6 protein-coding genes are annotated in these 17,303 nt (G+C 73.2%); 5 read left to right on the top strand and 1 reads right to left on the bottom strand.

The window, feature by feature from the left end; translation table 11 throughout:
• Positions 1 to 287 precede the first annotated feature (287 nt).
• From ACNNMR_RS31815 to ACNNMR_RS31835, 5 genes are all read left to right on the top strand, one after another.
• Positions 288 to 6,662 carry an amino acid adenylation domain-containing protein gene (locus tag ACNNMR_RS31815; RefSeq protein WP_419998138.1) on the top strand — a complete coding sequence of 2,125 codons (6,375 nt, stop codon included), beginning with the start codon at positions 288 to 290 and terminating at the stop codon, positions 6,660 to 6,662.
• Positions 6,659 to 13,114 carry an amino acid adenylation domain-containing protein gene (locus tag ACNNMR_RS31820; RefSeq protein ID WP_419998139.1) on the top strand — a complete coding sequence of 2,152 codons (6,456 nt, stop codon included), beginning with the start codon at positions 6,659 to 6,661 and terminating at the stop codon, positions 13,112 to 13,114. The genes ACNNMR_RS31815 and ACNNMR_RS31820 overlap by 4 nt, the downstream gene beginning before the upstream one ends.
• Before the next feature lie 188 nt (positions 13,115 to 13,302).
• On the top strand, positions 13,303 to 14,376 hold the full coding sequence (gene gntD / locus ACNNMR_RS31825) for a guanitoxin biosynthesis L-enduracididine beta-hydroxylase GntD (RefSeq protein WP_419998140.1): 1,074 nt from the start codon (positions 13,303 to 13,305) through the stop codon (positions 14,374 to 14,376).
• A gap of 15 nt (positions 14,377 to 14,391) precedes the next feature.
• Positions 14,392 to 15,162, top strand: coding sequence for an SDR family NAD(P)-dependent oxidoreductase (locus ACNNMR_RS31830; RefSeq protein WP_419998141.1), 771 nt, complete (start codon positions 14,392 to 14,394; stop codon positions 15,160 to 15,162).
• 29 nt (positions 15,163 to 15,191) lie between these two features.
• On the top strand, positions 15,192 to 16,442 hold the full coding sequence (locus ACNNMR_RS31835; RefSeq protein WP_419998142.1) for a cytochrome P450: 1,251 nt from the start codon (positions 15,192 to 15,194) through the stop codon (positions 16,440 to 16,442).
• A gap of 20 nt (positions 16,443 to 16,462) precedes the next feature.
• Here the strand turns inward: ACNNMR_RS31835 and ACNNMR_RS31840 are convergent, their stop codons facing one another.
• The gene (locus ACNNMR_RS31840; RefSeq protein ID WP_419998143.1) at positions 16,463 to 17,248 is read right to left on the bottom strand and encodes a thioesterase II family protein; all 786 of its coding nucleotides are present in this window, start codon (positions 17,246 to 17,248) and stop codon (positions 16,463 to 16,465) included.
• Positions 17,249 to 17,303 lie beyond the last annotated feature (55 nt).

Raw genomic sequence — 17,303 nt, forward strand, 5'->3', positions numbered from 1 at the left:
GCCTTGTCCTCTCCGGAGGTGAATTCGCAAGGGCGCGTCCGGTGTGCCGAACGGGGGATGGGCACACCGGACTGACACGCATGGTGACCCGCGCCCCGAAGCCTCCTCCAGGCAAGCGGCAGGTAACTCCGAGGGGGCAGGGCGGCAGCTTCGCCGGTCACCGCGATTGCCGGTCGCTTGCCTGGTGAGTACTCGGCGAAACCGTGCAGCATCGCCCTGAATTGCTGGCTCGAAGCTCACTGGAGGTCATGCTCCAGCGGTTCCCGAGAGAGTGGTTGACACCTCGAATGACTTCACTTGACGCAGAACTCGACGCACCTGTCGTACGGAACAACCCGGCGGGCAGCGACCTGCTCCCGCTCACCGCCGCCCAGCGGGGGATCTTCTTCGCCCAGCGGCTCGACCCGGCCAACCCCGCCTTCAACACGGTGGTGGTCATGGAGATCCGGGGGCCGGTCGACGGCCCGCTGCTGGCCCGCGCGGTGCGGCAGTCGGAGGGGGAGAGCGGGAGCTTCGACGTCGAGTTCGTGGAGCTGGCCGACGGCCCGCGGCAGCGGCCGGTGGACCTCGGCTGCTCCTCGTGGCAGGAGGTGGACCTCACCGGCGAGCCCGACCCGCTGGCCGCCGCCCGCGAGCTGATGGACCGGGACCGGTGGCGGGCCTACGACCTGTTCACCGGGACGCTGTCGGCGCATGTGCTGATGCGGGTGGGCGACGACCACTACCTCTGGTATCAGCGCAGCCACCACATCCTTTCCGACGGCTACGGCTCGGTGCGGCACTCCCGGCGGATCACCGAGGTGTACGAGCAGCTGGTCGCCGGCGAGCCGCTGTCCGGCCGCCCGCTCGGCCCGCTCACCGACCTCCTCGGCGACGAGGCGGAGTACCGCGCCTCCGCCGACTACCAGCGGGACCAGGCCTATTGGACCGAGCTTTTCGCCGACCGGTTCGAGACGGTCAGCCTCGCCCCCGGAGTCCCGACCGGCACCGCGCACAGCGCCCTCTCCGCGACCATCCACCTGCCCGAGGCGCAGCAGGACGCCCTGCGCGCGGTCGGCCGCGAGGTCCGGGTCCCGTGGAGCGTGGTGATGCTGGCGGCGGTCGGCGCGTATCTGCACGGCATGACCGGGGCGGCCGACCTGGCGATCGGCGTGCCCGTCACCGCCCGGCTCGGCGCCCGCTCGGAGAACGTGCCCGGCATGCTCTCCAACACCCTGCCGCTGCGCATCTCCGTCGACCCGGCCGCCGGGCGCACCGAGCTGCTGCGGCACGTCGGCCGCCGCCTCGGCGAGCTGCTGGCACACCAGCGTTTCCCGTACGACGAACTCCGCCGCGAGCTGCGGCTGCTCGGCTCCAACGAGCAGCTCTTCGGCGCCCTGGTCAACATCATGCCGGCCGGCTCCGAGAGCAATCTCGCGGGCCGCGAGGCCAAGCTGACCGCGCTGTCCGGCGGCCCCGTATCCGACCTGAACATCACCTGCCACGCGGACCCCGACGGCAAGGGCATGCGCATCGAGCTGGACGCCAACCCGGACCGCTACAGCGCCGCGGAACTGGCTGCCCACCAGCGGCGCTTCACCGGCTTCCTGGAGCGCTTCCTCGCCGCCCCCGGCGACCGGCCGCTCGCCGCGACCGACGTGACGACGCCCGACGAGCGCGCGCGGGTGCTCGCCGCCGGCGGCCTCGAAGGCCACACGGAGGCGGTGCCGACGCGCACCTTCCCCGACATGTTCGAGGAGCAGGTACGGGCCACCCCGCACCGGCCCGCGCTGATCTCCGCGGCCGGCAGCATCGACTACGCCGAGCTCAACGCCCGCGCCAACCGCCTGGCCAGGGCCCTCATCGCCCGCGGCGCGGGCCCCGAGCGGATGGTCGCCCTCGCGCTGCCGCGCGGCATGGCCGCGCTGACGGCGGTCGTCGGCGTGCTGAAGTCGGGCGCCGCCTATCTGCCGATCGACCTCGACTACCAGCGCTCCCGCGTCGCCGCGATGGTCGACGACACGACGCCGATGCTGCTGCTGACCACTCGAGATGTGGACTATGACGGGCTCGCCCCGGGCGTGGAACGGCTGTACCTGGACGAGGCCGACAGCCCCACCGGGAGCCCGCTGCCCGACCTCCCGGACACCGACGTCGCGGATGCCGAGCGCCTGGCGCCGCTGCGTGTCACGCACCCGGCGTACGTGATCTACACCTCCGGCTCGACAGGGCGCCCCAAGGGCGTGGTCGTCACCCACACCGGACTCGCGGGCCACCTCGCCCACCAGCGCGCGCTCCTCGGCCTCACCGAGAACAACCGGGTGCTGCAGTTCGCCTCGCCCAGCTTCGACGCCTCCGTATGGGAGCTGTGCTGCGCCCTGCTGACGGGCTCGGCCGCCGTAGTGGCCCCCACGGACCGGCTCACCCCGGGACCGCCGCTCGCCGACCTGGTCCATGAACTCGGCGTCAACTGCCTGCTGCTGACCCCCTCCGCCCTGGCCGTCATGCCCCCGGACGGGCTGCCCGAGGGCACCATCCTGGTCGCCGCCGCCGAAGCCTGCTCGCCCGAGCTGGTCGACCGCTGGTCGCCGGGACGGCTCATGGTCAACGGCTACGGGCCCACCGAATCGACCGTCATCGCCACCCAGACGCCCGCGCTGTCCGGCCGCATCGTCCCCCCGATGGGCCGCACGGCTCCGGGCACCCGCCTCCGCGTCCTCGACCCGGCGCTGCGCCCGGTCCCGCCGGGCGTCGCCGGCGAGGTCTACCTCAGCGGCCCCGGCCTCGCCCGCGGCTACCTCAACCGCCCGGGCCCCACCGCCGAGCGCTTCGTCGCGGATCTCTACGGCCCGCCGGGCACCCGCATGTACCGCACCGGCGACCTGGCTTCCTGGACCCCCGACGGCGAGCTGACCTACCTCGGCCGCATCGACCGGCAGGTCAAGATCCGCGGCTTCCGCATCGAACTCGGCGAGATCGAGAGCGTCATCGCGCGGGCGCCCGAGGTCGGCCGGGTCAATGTCGTCGTACGGGAGGACCGGCCGGGCGTGAAGCAGCTGGTGGCGTACGTGGTGCCCGCCGCCGACGCCCGCCCCGAAGCGGCGGCGATACGGGACCTGGTCGGCCGCAAGCTGCCCCCGTACATGGTCCCGGCCGCGGTGGTGATCCTGCCGGACCTGCCGCTGACGGGGAGCGGCAAGCTCGACCAGCGGGCGCTGCCCGCACCCGAGTACACCGGCTCCGGCGACGGCCGGACCCCGCGCGACGAGCGGGAGGAGCGGCTGTGCGCGCTGTTCGGCGAGGTGCTCGGCGCCAGCGGCATCAGCATCGACGACAACTTCTTCGAGCTCGGCGGCGACTCGATCGTCGCGGTCCGGCTCGCCTCGGCGGCGACCCGGGCCGGGCTTCCGATCAGCCCGCAGGCGGTGTTCGCGCACAAGACGGTGGCGGCGCTGGCGGAGCACGCGGCGGGTGAACTCGCGGGCGGCGGCGCTTCGGATGCATCACCGGCCGAGCTCGTCACACTGCCGGGCGCCGAGCGGGACCGGCTCGCCCAGAACGGCGGCCTGGAGGACGTACTGCCGCTCACCCCCCTCCAGCAGGGCATGCTCTTCCACTCCTGGGTCTCCGACGGCGCCGACGCCTACAACGTCCAGAAGGTCTTCGGGCTCTCCGGCCCGCTGTCCGCCGCCGCCTTCCGCCGCGCCTGCCAGTCCGTCGTGGACCGGCACACCGCCCTCCGCGCCGCCTTCACGCAGGCGGAGTCGGGCGAGCCGCTGCAGCTCATCGCCAAGACCGCGGCGGTGCCGGTGCACGAGCACGACCTGCGCGGACTGCCGCCGGAGCAGCGGGAGTCGCGGCTCGCGGAGGTGCTCGCCGAGGCCAAGCGGCAGCGGTTCGACATGGCGCGGCCGCCGCTGCTGCGCTTCAGCCTGATCCGGCTGGCGGACGAGCGGCACCTCGTCGCCCTGTCCAGCCACCACATCCTCTTCGACGGCTGGTCGCTGCCGCTGATCCTGCGCGACCTGCTCGCCCTGCTGCACGGCGACGAGGCGGCGCTGCCGGCGCCCGTTCCGTACCGCTCCTTCCTGGCCTGGGTGGCCGCGCAGGACCGGGCCACCGCCGAAGGCACCTGGCGGGAGGCGCTGGCCGGACTCGACGGCCCCACCCTGGTCGCCCCCGGCCGCCCGGAAGCCGCGGCCGATGCCATGCCCCGGCTGCTGGTCGCCGAGCTGCCCGCCGAGCTCACCGCCGCCGTGGAGGACGCCGCGCGCGCCCGCGGCCTGACCCTCAACACGGTGGTCCAGGGCGTCTGGTCGCTGCTGCTGCACACCCTCACCGGGCGCGACGACATCGTCTTCGGCGGTACGGTCGCGGGCCGCCCGCCGCGGCTGGTGGGCGTGGACGAGATCGTCGGCCTGCTGATGAACACCGTGCCAGTACGGGTGCGGCTGCGGCCGGGCGAGCCGCTGTCGGCGCTGCTGTCCCGGGTGCAGGACGAGCAGATCGCGCTCGCCGAGCACCATCACCTCGGGCTGCCCGAGCTGCACCGCCTGACCGGGTACGGGGAGCTGTTCGACACCTCCGTGGTCTTCGGCAACGCGCCGATCGACGAGCACGCGATTCTGCGGCAGGCGCAGGGCCTCGACATCACCGTCGAGGAGGCCGATCCGACCGGCGGCACGCACTATCCGCTGAGCCTGTCGGCGGTGCCGGGGGAGCGGCTGCGGCTGGAACTCACGTATCGCGGGGACCTTTTCGACGAGGCCGACGTGGAGGCGTGTGCCACGCGGCTGCGGCTGGCCATGGCGACCTTCGCCACCGATCCGGATCGCCGGGTCGGGCGAATGCCGCTGCTCACGGACGCCGAGCGGGCCGCGCTCGCCCCGGCGGCGGCCGAGTCGGGTGTGGCTGCCACCACCTTGCCGGCCCTGTTCGCGGCGCAGGCGCGGCGTACCCCTGACGCGCCGGCCGTCAGCTGCGAGGGAATCCGGATCAGTTACGCCGAGCTGGACGCCCGCGCCGGCCGCCTCGCCGGGGCGCTGGCCGCCAGGGGCGCCGGGCCCGGGCAGGTGGTCGCGGTCAAGCTGCGGCGCTCGATCGAGCTCATCGCCGTACTGCACGCGATCCACAAGGCGGGGGCCGCCTATCTGCCGCTCGACCCGGAGTATCCGGCCGAGCGCATCGCCTACATGGTGGAGCAGGTACGGCCCGTCCTCGTCATCGACGACGACCTGCTGCCCGTACTCGACAAGGAGGCCGCCACCGCTTCCGCGCCGGAGCCGCAACTGCTGCCGGAGCACCCGGCGTACGTGGTGTACACCTCCGGCTCGACCGGGCGGCCCAAGGGCATCGTGGTCACTCACGCCGGGGTCACCAACTACCTGGCGGGGATGCAGGAGCGGCACCCGCTCGGCCCCGCCGACAAGGTGCTGCAGCGGACGTCGCTCAGCTTCGACCCTTCGGTGTGGGAGATCTTCTGGCCGCTGCAGCATGGCGCGTCGGTGGTCGTGGCGCGGCCGGACGGCGAGGAGGCGCCCGGCTATCTCGCCGGGCTGATCCGGGCCGAGGGCGTCACGGTCGCCCAGTTCGTACCGTCCACGCTGGAGGTCTTTCTGCGGGAGCCGGGGGCTGATCAATGCACCGGGCTCGAGCGGGTCTTCGTGGGTGGGGAGCAGCTGACCGGTGCGCTCGCCGACCGGTTCCATGCGGTGGTCGGCGCCGAGTTGCACAACCAGTACGGGCCGACGGAGGTGTCCGTCTACACGACCACCGGGCCTGCTCGCGCGGGTGGCGGGAAGGCGGTGCCCGTCGGCACGCCGCTCGCTGACCTGCGGGTGTATGTGCTGGACGGGTTCTTGCGGCCGGTGCCGGCGGGTGTGGTCGGGGAGATCTATATCGGTGGGCCGGGGGTGGCCCGGGGTTATGCGGGTCGGCCCGGTCTGACCGGGGAGCGCTTTGTCGCCGATGTGTTCGGCGGTGCGGGCGAGCGGATGTACCGGACGGGCGACTTGGGCCGTCGGGGTGCGGATGGGGTGGTGGAGTACTCCGGCCGTTCGGACTTCCAGGTGAAGGTGCGTGGGCATCGGATCGAGCTGGGGGAGATCGAGGCGGTGCTGGCGGCGGATGCGTCCGTGGCGCAGGCCGTGGTGGTGGTGTCGGAAGGCCGGGTCGTCGGCTACGTGCGAGCGGCCGGTCCTGATGGTGTGGCCCCGGAGGGGCTGCGGCAGCGGGTGGCAAGGGTGCTGCCCGAGTACATGGTCCCGGCGCAGATCGTCGTGGTCGACGAGTTCGCGCTGACGCCGAACGGCAAGGTCGACCGGCGGGCGCTGCCGGATCCCGTATTCGCTTCCGCAGGGGCTTATCGGGCCCCGGCCTCCGAGCGCGAACGCCTGCTGCACGACGTACTCGCCGAGGTCCTCGGCCGTGAGCGGATCGGCGTGGACGACGGCTTCTTCGACCTCGGCGGCGATTCGATCACGTCGATGCGGCTGGCGGCGCGCGCCCACGCGGCCGGGCTGCTGCTGAGCGCGAAGGACATCTTCGTCCACAAGACCATCGCCCGGCTCGCGGCCATCGCCCAGGACATCGATCCCGGCGAGGCGACCACCCCCGACGCCCAGATCCGCCTCGACGCCGGCGAACTCGACGAGCTCGAAGCTCAGTGGGAGGCAACATCGTGAAGCAGACATCCCTGGAAGCCGTGCTTCCGCTGACCCCGCTGCAGCAGGGCATGCTGTTTCATGCCCAGTACGACGGCGGCGCGGCGGACGGCGACGCCATCGACTTCTACAACGTGCAGACACCTCTGGAAATCGTCGGTGCCCTCGACCCGGAGGTGCTGCGCGGCTCCAGCGCGGCTTTGCTGGACCGTCACGGAAGCCTGCGTGCGGGCTTCCTCAGGCGCCGCTCGGGCGAGGCCGTGCAGGCCGTCGCCCGAGCGGTGGAGCCGCACTGGGAGACCGTCGACCTCTCCGGATTCGGCGCCGACGAGCGCGGCGTCCGGCTGGCCCGGCTGCTGACCGAGGACCGCGCCCGCCGCTTCGACATGGCCCGGCCGCCGCTGCTGCGGTTCACCCTGATCCGGCTGGCGGCCGACCGGCATGTCCTGGTGCTCACCAACCACCACATCCTGCTCGACGGCTGGTCGGTCCCGCTGCTGCTCAGCGACCTGTTCCGGATCTACGCGGCCGGCGGCACGGCCGAGGGGCTCGAGCCGGTGGCGCCGTTCGCCGACTATCTGAGCTGGATCGACCGGCAGGACCGCGACCAGGCCGAAAGATCCTGGCGCGACGCCCTGTCCGGGATCGAGGGCCCGACCCTGGTCGCCGACGGCACCGGCACCGGGTCCGCCGACCGGGGCCAGCGGCGCGTCGTCGCCGAGCTCCCGCAGGACGTGACCCGGCGCATCACCGAGCTCGCCCGCTCCCGCGAGCTCACCGTCAACACCGTGATCCAGGGCGCCTGGTCCCTGCTCCTCACCTCGCTCACCGGCAGCCACGACGTCGTGTACGGAAACACCGTCGCCGGGCGCCCGCCGGAGCTCCCCGGCAGCGACCGGATGGTCGGCCTGCTGATCAACACCGTGCCCGCCCGGGTCCGTATCGACCCTGAAGAGGCCATCGTCCGGCTGCTCGCCAGGATCCAGGACGAGCAGACGGCCCTGATGAGCCACCAGTACCTCGGCCTTGCCGACATCCACCGGGCCGTCGGCAGGCCGAAACTCTTCGACACCACCGTCGCCTTCGAGAACTTCCCCGTAGAGCAGGCCGTCTCCGGCGCATCGGTGGACGGCCTCACCGTCAGCGTCCTGCGCGACGCCACCGACGCCACCCCGGAGGGCACCCACTACCCGCTCAGCCTCGCCGCCTACCCGGGCGAGCGGCTGCGCTGCGAGCTCAACTACCGCGAGGACGTCTACACCGAAGAGGCCGCGACCGCCGTCCTGTCGAGCCTCGGCGCCATCCTCCGGGAGATCGCCGCCCGCCCCGAGGCCCCGGCCGCGCAGGTGCCGCTCTGGACGGACGCCGAGCTGCGCAAGGACCTCGTCACCGCCACCGGGCGCACCGCCGCGAACCCGCCGCAGACCCTCCCGGACGTCTTCGAGGAGCAGGTACGGGCGACCCCGAACGCGCCCGCCGTCTCCGACCCCGCCGCCGCCCTGACCTTCGCGCGCCTCAACGCCGAGGCCAACCGCCTGGCCCGCGCTCTGCGCGCCCAAGGCGCGGGCCCCGGCGGCCTCGTCGGCGTGGCCCTGCCCCGTACCACCGACGCGGTCATCGCCATCCTGGCGGTGTGGAAGTCCGGCGCCGGCTACCTCCCGATCGACGTCGACCACCCGCCGGAGCGGATCGCCGGGATCTGCGCGGAGGCCGGCCCCGCCGTCGTCATCGCCGACAGCACGACGGCACACCGGCTGCCCGCCGACGGTACGACGCTGCTGCTGGACAAGGCCGAACGGCCCGCCGACACCGCCGACCTCAGCGACGCCGAGCGCGGCCGGCCCCTCGACCCCGCCGACCTCGCCTACGTCATCTACACCTCCGGCTCCACTGGCCGTCCGAAGGGCGTCGCGGTCGAGCACCGCAACCTGGTGAACATGTTCCACAGCCACCGGGCGAACTATTTCGAGCCCGAGCGGGCCAGAGCAGGCGGCCGTACGCTACGGGCCGCCCTCACCAACTCCCTCGGCTTCGACGCCTCCTTCAGCCAGCTGCTGTGGATGGTCGCGGGCCACGAGCTGCACATCGTCGACGACACCCTCCGCAAGGACGCCCTCGCCCTCGTCGCCCACCTGGCCGACACCGCGATCGACGTTCTCGACACCACGCCGTCCGTCGCCCGGCAGCTGCTGGCCGCCGGGCTGTGCGCCGCCGACCGGCGCAGCGTCCGCACCCTCGCGCTCGGCGGGGAAGAGGTGGGCGACGACCTGTGGGCCGAGCTCAGGGACGTACCGGGGCTGTCGGTCTACAACCTCTACGGCCCGGCGGAATGCACCATCGACGCGATGTTCTGCCACGCCGACACGACCAGCCGGCCGGCGCTCGGCGGGCCTGCCGACAACACGCGGGTGTATGTGCTGGACGGGTTTTTGCGGCCGGTGCCGGTGGGTGTGGTCGGGGAGATCTATATCGGTGGGTCGGGGGTGGCTCGGGGTTATGCGGGTCGGCCTGGGCTCACCGGGGAGCGGTTTGTCGCCGATGTGTTCGGCGGCGCGGGCGAGCGGATGTACCGGACCGGGGATCTCGGGCGCCGGAGCGCCGACGGGGTGGTGGAGTACTGCGGCCGTTCGGACTTCCAGGTGAAGGTGCGTGGGCATCGGATCGAGCTGGGGGAGATCGAGGCGGTGCTGGCGGCGGATGCGTCGGTGGCACAGGCCGTGGTGGCGGTGTCGGAAGGCCGGGTCGTCGGCTATGTGCGTGCCGCCGCTGTCGACCCCGAGCGGCTGCGGCAGCAGGTCGCGAAGGTGCTGCCGGAGTACATGGTCCCGGCGCAGATCGTCGTGGTCGACGAGTTCGCGCTGACGCCGAACGGCAAGGTCGACCGGCGAGCGCTGCCCGATCCCGTATTCGCGAGCGCGGGCGTCTACCGCGCCCCGGCCTCCGAGCGCGAGCAGCAGCTGCACGACGTATTCACCGAGGTCCTCGGCCGCGAGCAGATCGGCGTGGACGACAGCTTCTTCGACCTCGGCGGCGACTCGATCTCATCGATGCGCCTGGCGTCCCGCGCCCACGCGGCCGGGCTGGTGCTCAGCGCGAAGGACATCTTCGTCCACAAGACCATCGCCCGACTCGCCGCCATCGCCCAGGACATCGACCCGAAGCAGGCCACCACCCCCGACACCCAGGTCCGCGGCCCCCTGATCAGCCTCGACGCCGCCGAACTCGCCGAGCTCGACGCCGCAGGGCACCAGGTGGCCGACGTCCTGCCGCTGACCCCGCTCCAGCAGGGCATGCACTTCCACGCCCTGCTCGCCGCGGACGCCGTCGACGTCTACGTGACCCAGCGCCCCCTGCGCCTGACCGGCACCCTCTCCCCGGCCGTCATGCGCGCATCCTTCGACGCGCTGCTGACCCGGCACGCCGCCCTGCGCGCCTCGTTCACCACCTTCGCGTCCGGCCGCTCGGCGCAGCTCGTCCACGAGGGCGTACGGGCGCCGTGGCACGAGATCGACCTCTCCGAGCTGCCCGACGCCGACCGCGCCGACCGGCTCGCCGCGTTGCTCGCCGAGGACCGGCTGCGCGGCTTCGACATGGCCGCGCCGCCGCTGCTGCGGGTCACCCTCATCCGGCTCGGCGCCGAGGAGCATCTGCTCCTGCTCACCCATCACCACATGCTGCTCGACGGCTGGTCCCTGCCGCTGCTCTTCCGGGACCTCTTCGCCTGCTACGCCGCCGGCGGCAGCGACCGGGGCCAAGTGCCGGTGCCGTTCGACGGCTTCCTGCGCTGGCTTGACGCGCAGGACGAGGACGAGGCCCTCGCCGCATGGTGCGAGGCGCTGGCGGGACTCGACGAGCCGTCCCTGGTCGCGCCCGGTGCCGAGGCCGCCGCGGGCGGGCTGCCCGAGCTGGTCACGACCGTGCTCGACCCGGCGGCCACCGAGCGGCTGACCGCCGCCGCCCGGGCCGCGGACCTGACCCTGAACACCGTCATCCAGGGCGCCTGGGCGGTGGCCCTCGGCCAGCTGCTCGGCCGTCAGGACGTCGTCTTCGGCGCCACCACCGCCGGGCGGCCGCCCGGGCTTGCGGGCGCCGAGGAGATGGTCGGCCTGCTGATGAACACGGCTCCGGTACGGGTGGACCTCGCCCCCGGCCGTACGCTCGCCGACGCCCTGGCCGCGCTCCAGGCGACGCAGGCGGAGCTGCGCGGCCACCAGCACACCGGCCTCGCCGAGGTGCAGCGCGCCGTCGGCATCGGCGAACTCTTTGACACCGTCGTGGGCTTCGAGAACACGCCCGTGGACGGGGACGCGGTCCAGGACCAGGTCCCCGGGCTGCGGATATCCGTCGACGAGACGCCCGCGCCCGGCGCCTCGCACTACCCGTTCAGCCTGGTCGTGGTGCCCGGCGAGCGGCTCAGCGTCGAACTGAGCTATCGCACTGACTTGTTCCCCCGCGACACCGCCGCCGCGATGCTCGACCGGGTCCGCGCCGTGCTGCTGGCCTTCACCGAGGCGCCCGGCACCCCCATCGGGCGGCTTGAGCTGCTCGCGCCCGAGGCGCGGGACGCGCTCCTGGACCTGGCCGATCCCGCCGGGACCCCGGCGGCCGCCACCTTCCCGGCGCTGTTCGAGGAGCAGGTGCGCAAGGCCCCGGATGCGGTGGCCGTGTACGAGGGCGCGCGGGAGCTGACCTACGGCGACCTCAACGCCGAGGCCAACCGGCTCGCCCGCGCCCTCACGGCCCGCGGCATCGGCCCGGAGAGCATCGTCGCGGTCGCCATGCCCAAGTCGGCCGGCTCCGTCCGCGCCGTCCTCGGGGTGCTGAAGAGCGGCGCCGCCTACCTGCCCATCGACCTGGCCTACCCGATGGACCGGCTGCGCTACATCGTCGCCGACGCCCGCCCCGACCTGGTGCTGACCACGGCCGAAGGCGCCGCGCTGATGGCCGAGGCAGGCGCCACCGCGACCCTGCACCTGCGCGCCGCGGACGAGGCCGGCGACCCGCAGACGGAGGCGTCGATCGCGGCCCTTTCCGGTACGGACCTGGCCGACGCCGACCGTACGGCGCCGCTGCGTCCGGGCACCGGCGCGTACCTCATCTACACCTCCGGCTCCACCGGAAAGCCCAAGGGCGTCCTCGTGCCGCACACCGGCATCGCCGCGCTCGTCGCCCAGCAGCGCCAAGGGCTCGCGCTGCGGCCCGACGAGCGGGTGCTGCTCTTCGCGTCGCCCAGCTTCGACGCCTCGGTCTGGGAACTGGCCACCGCGCTGCTCACCGGCGCCGCCGCCGTCACCGCCCCCGCCGACCAACTCCTGCCCGGCCCGGCGCTGGCGGAGACCGTGGCCAGGTACAGCGTGACCACGCTCCTGCTGCCGCCCTCCTCGCTCGCCGTGCTGTCCGGGGGCGCACTGCCCGCCGGGGTCACCCTCGTGGTGGGCGGCGAGGCCTGCGCGCCCGACCTGGTCGAACGCTGGTCGGACGAGCGGCGGATGGTCAATGCGTACGGCCCCACCGAGGCCACCGTCATGGCGACGATGAGCGGGCCGCTCGCGGGGCGGACCAGCCCGCCGCTGGGCGCGCCGGTCGTGGGCGCCGGGGTGTACGTCCTCGACGGGGCGCTGCGGCCGGTGCCGGTCGGCACGCCCGGCGAGCTGTACCTCGCCGGGGCCGGCCTGGCCCGCGGCTATCTGCACCGGCCCGGGCTGACCGCCGAGCGGTTCACGGCGGATCCGTACGGGCCGCCGGGGACCCGCATGTACCGCTCCGGCGACCTGGCCAGGCGGCGGGCGGACGGCGTCCTGGAGTACCTCGGCCGGGCCGACCGGCAGGTCAAGGTGCGCGGCTTCCGGATCGAACCCGGAGAGATCGAGGCGGTGTTGGCCGAGGACCCGGCGGTCACCCAGGCCGCCGTGATCGTACGGGAGGACCAGCCGGGACGGCGCCGCCTGGTCGGGTACGTGGCCGCGCTCGCCGAGACGGTCCCGGACCCGGTGAAGCTCCGCGACCGGGTGGCGTCCGCGCTGCCCGAGTACATGGTCCCGGCGACCGTCGTGGTCCTGGACCGGCTGCCCGTCACCCCGAGCGGCAAGCTCGACCCGGACGCGCTGCCGGAGCCGGACTTCTCCGCCGGCAGCGACAGCCGCGGACCGCGCACGCCGCGCGAGACACAGCTGTGTGCCCTGTTCGCCAAGGCGCTCGGGGCGGAGCGGGTCGGCATCGACGACAGCTTCTTCGACCTGGGCGGCGACTCCATCGTCTCCATCCGGCTCGTCACGCTGGCCCGCGCCGACGGCCTGGACATGTCGCCGCGGGACGTCTTCACCCACAAGACCGTCGCCGCCCTCGCCACCGCCGTGCGGGAACTCGACTCCGCGGCACAGCCGGACGCCGCGGCACCGGACAACGACCCGCTGATCACCCTCGGCCAGGACGAACTCGCCGAGTTCGCCGAGGACTGGCAGGACCCGGCCTGACCGGCGCCTGCCACGACCCGTACCAACGCGCCACCCATGCACGACCGCTGGACCCACTCCCACGCCGGGACCCTGCTCGGCCGGGTCCAGCGGTGCACCACCACGCGGCCCGGCCGACCGGCGCGGGCCGCACAGGACCGAACGCCCGCAGACCCCGCGAAGGGGCCCGACAAGGTGAGGACACCCACATGACGACCACGACCGAGACCGCCGCCCCGTCCCGCCCGGCCGGGGGCGCGGCGGACGGCCTGGACGTACCGCTGACGTTCCGCATGGACGACACCGAGGCCGCCGAGCTGCGGTCCGCGGCGGAGAAGCTCCTCGCCACCTGCGGCGACCCGGCGCTGCCGGGCTTCTACGACCGGGCGCAGGCCGCCGAGGAGCTGCTGCCGGCCAGGCTGCGCTCGTTCCTGACGACGTACCGCCGCAGCGAGGGCGCCGCGGCGTGCCTGGTGCACGGCTTTCCGGTGGACGACGCCCGGATCGGCCCCACCCCCGAGCACTGGCGGGACGCCATCCGCGGTGGCACCGCGCAGGCGCAGGAGGTGTGGCTGGCGCTGTGCGGGCTTGCCCTCGGCGACCCGTTCGGCTGGGTGACGCTGCAGGAGGGGCGCATCGTTCAGAACATCCTGCCGATCGCAGGGGACGAGGAGCGGCAGAGCGGTTATGGCAGCGAGAGCCTGCTGGAATTCCACACCGAGGACGGCTTCCACCCCAACCGCTGCGACTACCTGCTGCTCTTCGGGCTCCGCAACCCCGACCGGGTGCCGACCATCGTGGCGTCCGTCCGCGACGTCCGGCTCAGCGACCGCGAGCGGACGGTGCTCGCCGAGCGGCGGTTCCACATCATGCCGGACACCGAGCACATCCGGCAGCTGGAGACGGACGAGCCGGGGCACCCCGCGCTGCCGCAGCTGCGCCGGATGCGGGACCGGCCGGAGCCGGCCGCGGTGCTCTCCGGCGACCGGCTCAACCCGTACCTGCGCATCGACCGCCCCTTCATGAACGTGCTGCCGGGCGACACCGAGGCGGAGGCGGCGCTCGACGCGCTCATGGATGAGCTGCAGCGGGTCCAGCAGGACGTCGTGGTGGAGCCCGGATCCATGCTGCTGGTGGACAACTACCGGGCCGTGCACGGCCGTCGCCCCTTCACCGCCCGCTACGACGGCACCGACCGCTGGCTGAAGAAGCTCACCGTCAGCCGCAACCTGCGCCGCAACTTCAGCGGCTACGCCCTCGAGCACCACCGCGTCATCATCTGAGAAAGGGCAGCCACCATGCGTACCGTCATCGTCTCCGGCGCCTCCAGCGGCATCGGCCAGGCCACCGCGGAGCGTTTCGTACGGGCCGGCGACCACGTCACCGGCCTCGACATCAACCCCCCGCCGGCGGACACCGCGCTCGGGCCGCGCCCGGAGGGCGGCGAGCTGCACTGGATCAAGCAGGACGTGTCGGACTGGGACGGCGTCCGCCGCACGGTCGACCAGGTGCACGAGGAGCGCGGCCGCATCGACGTGGTCATCGCGAACGCCGGCATCAGCATCAGGCACGGCATCCTCGACCTCACCGAGGCGGAGGCCCGCCGCACCCTCGACGTCAACTTCATGGGCGTCCTCGCGCTGTGGCGGCACAGCGTGCCGCACATGCTGAAGCAGGGCGCGGGCGTGCTCCTCGCCACCGCCTCCGTCAACGGGTCGCGCGGCTACCCGCTGTACTCCGACTACAACGCCTCCAAGGCGGCCGTCTTCTCGCTCTGCCAGACCTTCGCGGTGGAGCTGGCGCCGCTGATCCGCACCGCCTGCGTGGCGCCCGGGGCGGTGCTGACGCCCATGCAGCGCGCCGAGTACACCGACGCCATGCTCGACGAGGTCAACGAGCGGATCCCGGCCCGGCGGCACGCCGCCCCCGAGGAGATCGCCGACGCCTTCCACTACCTCGCCTCGCCGCAGGCAGGCTTCGTCTCCGGGCAGCAGCTGGTGGTGGACGGCGCGGAAACCGCAGGGGCGACCACCGCGTTCTTCCCCGGCCCGACAGAGCCGTCGCGCTGACATCCCGACACCCAGCTGGAGCCAGAACGATGACCGAACTCACCACCCGTCCGGGCCCGGCCGCGGCCGCCCTGGAGGATGTCGACCTCGCCGACCCGATGCTGCACGCCCGGCACGACCTCGGGCCGCTGTGGCGCCGGCTGCGTACCGAAGCACCCGTGCACTGGCAGCCGGAGCGGGACGGGCGGCCGGGGTTCTGGGTGGTGAGCCGGTACGCCGGGGTGGTGGAGGTGCTGAACAGCAGCGGCACCTTCACCTCCGAGCAGGGCAATGTGCTCGACACGCTGCTGGCCGGCGGCGATTCGGCGGCGGGCAAGATGCTCGCCGTCACCGACGGCAGCCCGCACCGGGCGCTGCGCAGCGCCCTGCTGAAGCCCTTCTCGCCGCGCTCGCTCGACATCGTCGTGGAGAGCGTGCGCAGAAGCACCCGCGCCCTGGTCGCCGAGGCGGTGGAGAAGGGCCGGGCGGACTTCGCGGCGGATGTCGCCGCGCACATCCCGCTCGCCGCGATCTGCGACCTGCTCGGCGTGCCCGTATCCGACCGGCAGCAGATCATCGATCTCACGTCGTCCGCGCTGTCCTCCGCGGACGGCCTGCCCACCGAGGAGTCGACGTGGGCGTCGCGCAACGGGCTGCTGTTCTACTTCTCCGAACTGGCGGCGGAGCGCCGCAAGAAGCCCCTGGACGACGTGGTCAGCCTGCTGGTGACCAAGGAGATCGACGGCCGGCCGCTGTCGCACGAGGAGATCGTCTTCAACTGCTACAGCATCATCATGGGCGGCCACGAGACCACCAGATTCGCCATGATCGGCGGCCTGCGGGCGCTGATGGAGCGGCCCGAGCAGTGGCGGGCGCTCAAGAGCGGGCAGGTGAGCGTGGATTCGGCGGTGGAGGAGGTGCTGCGCTGGACCACGCCCGCGCTGCACAGCGGCCGCACCGCCACCGAGGACACCTTCCTCGGCGACTGCTTCATCGAGCAGGGGGACATCGTCACCGCCTGGATGGCGTCCGCGAACCGCGATGAGGACGTCTTCGACCGGCCGGACGAGTTCGACCTGGCCCGTACGCCCAACAAGCACCTGACCTTCGCGCACGGCGCGCACTTCTGCCTCGGCGGCTTCCTCGCCCGCGCCGAGCTGGCGGCGCTGCTGGAGAGCCTCCGCGATCTCGTCGCCGTGGCGGAGCCGGACGGCGAGAGCGGGTATGTCTACTCGAACTTCCTCAGCGGCCTGTCGTCGCTGCCGGTCCTGCTGGTGCCGGAGGGCGGCCCGGCGCACTGACGGACCGGACCGCCCTCCGCTCAGCCCTGCGAGACGGCGGCGAGCTCCGCGAGGACGGCGGTCACGGTCTCCTGCGGGTGGCTCTGCGGGAAATAGTGGCCGCCGGACAGCACCCGCAGCCGGTGCGCCGCGGTCGTGTACTGCGACCACGGCTCCACATGCGACGCCGCGGACACGGCGTCCTGGTAGCCGGCGAAGGCGACCAGCGGGCAGCCGACAGCGGCCGGCTCCGGAACCAGATACTGCTCGGCGAAATTCATGTCACTGCGCACGGCGCGCAGCAAGTCCCGCAGAAAGTCCGGGAATTCGAGAAGCTCCTCCGGCAGCCCGCCGCTGTCGCGCAGCCAGTCGAGCAGCTTGGCGTCGTCGCCGTCGGCGACCCGCTTGCGGTGCAGCGGCACATGCGGCGCCCGCGAACCGGAGACCAGCAGCGCCCGCGGCGGCCGCAGCGGCTCGCCCCGGGCGATCTCCTGCTCGATGCGGCGGGTCAGCTCGTATCCGAGCAGCGCGCCGAAGCTGTGCCCGAAGATGGCGTACGGGGCGTCGAACTCGCCCCGCAGCCCGGTGAAGAGGGCGTCGACAAGACCGGCCATGGTCTCCGGCATCGCCTCGTCGATACGGCCGCCACGCCCCGGCAGCTCGACGAGGACCAGCTCCGTCCCCTCGGGTACGTGGGCCCGCCAGCCGGCGAAGGAGCCGGCGCCGCCGCCGGCGTGCGGCAGGCAGATGAGCCGCAGCCGGGGCCGGCCGACGGTGTGCCGGCTGCCGATCCAGGCGGCGGTCGCGGTGTCGTTGGAAGCAGTCATGACGCCCAGGCTGGGGCCATCCGGGCGGTCACGACCAGGCAGCTCCGCGGCAATT

Source organism: Streptomyces boninensis, from assembly GCF_048572725.1.
GTDB lineage: Bacteria > Actinomycetota > Actinomycetes > Streptomycetales > Streptomycetaceae > Streptomyces > Streptomyces boninensis.

What these genes read in the sequence shown, in the direction of transcription:
- ACNNMR_RS31840 (WP_419998143.1), bottom strand. Translation starts at nt 17,248, where the DNA reads ATGACTGCTTCCAACGACACCGCGACCGCCGCCTGGATCGGCAGCCGG.
- ACNNMR_RS31830 (WP_419998141.1), top strand. Translation starts at nt 14,392, where the DNA reads ATGCGTACCGTCATCGTCTCCGGCGCCTCCAGCGGCATCGGCCAGGCC.
- gntD (WP_419998140.1), top strand. Translation starts at nt 13,303, where the DNA reads ATGACGACCACGACCGAGACCGCCGCCCCGTCCCGCCCGGCCGGGGGC.
- ACNNMR_RS31835 (WP_419998142.1), top strand. Translation starts at nt 15,192, where the DNA reads ATGACCGAACTCACCACCCGTCCGGGCCCGGCCGCGGCCGCCCTGGAG.
- ACNNMR_RS31815 (WP_419998138.1), top strand. Translation starts at nt 288, where the DNA reads ATGACTTCACTTGACGCAGAACTCGACGCACCTGTCGTACGGAACAAC.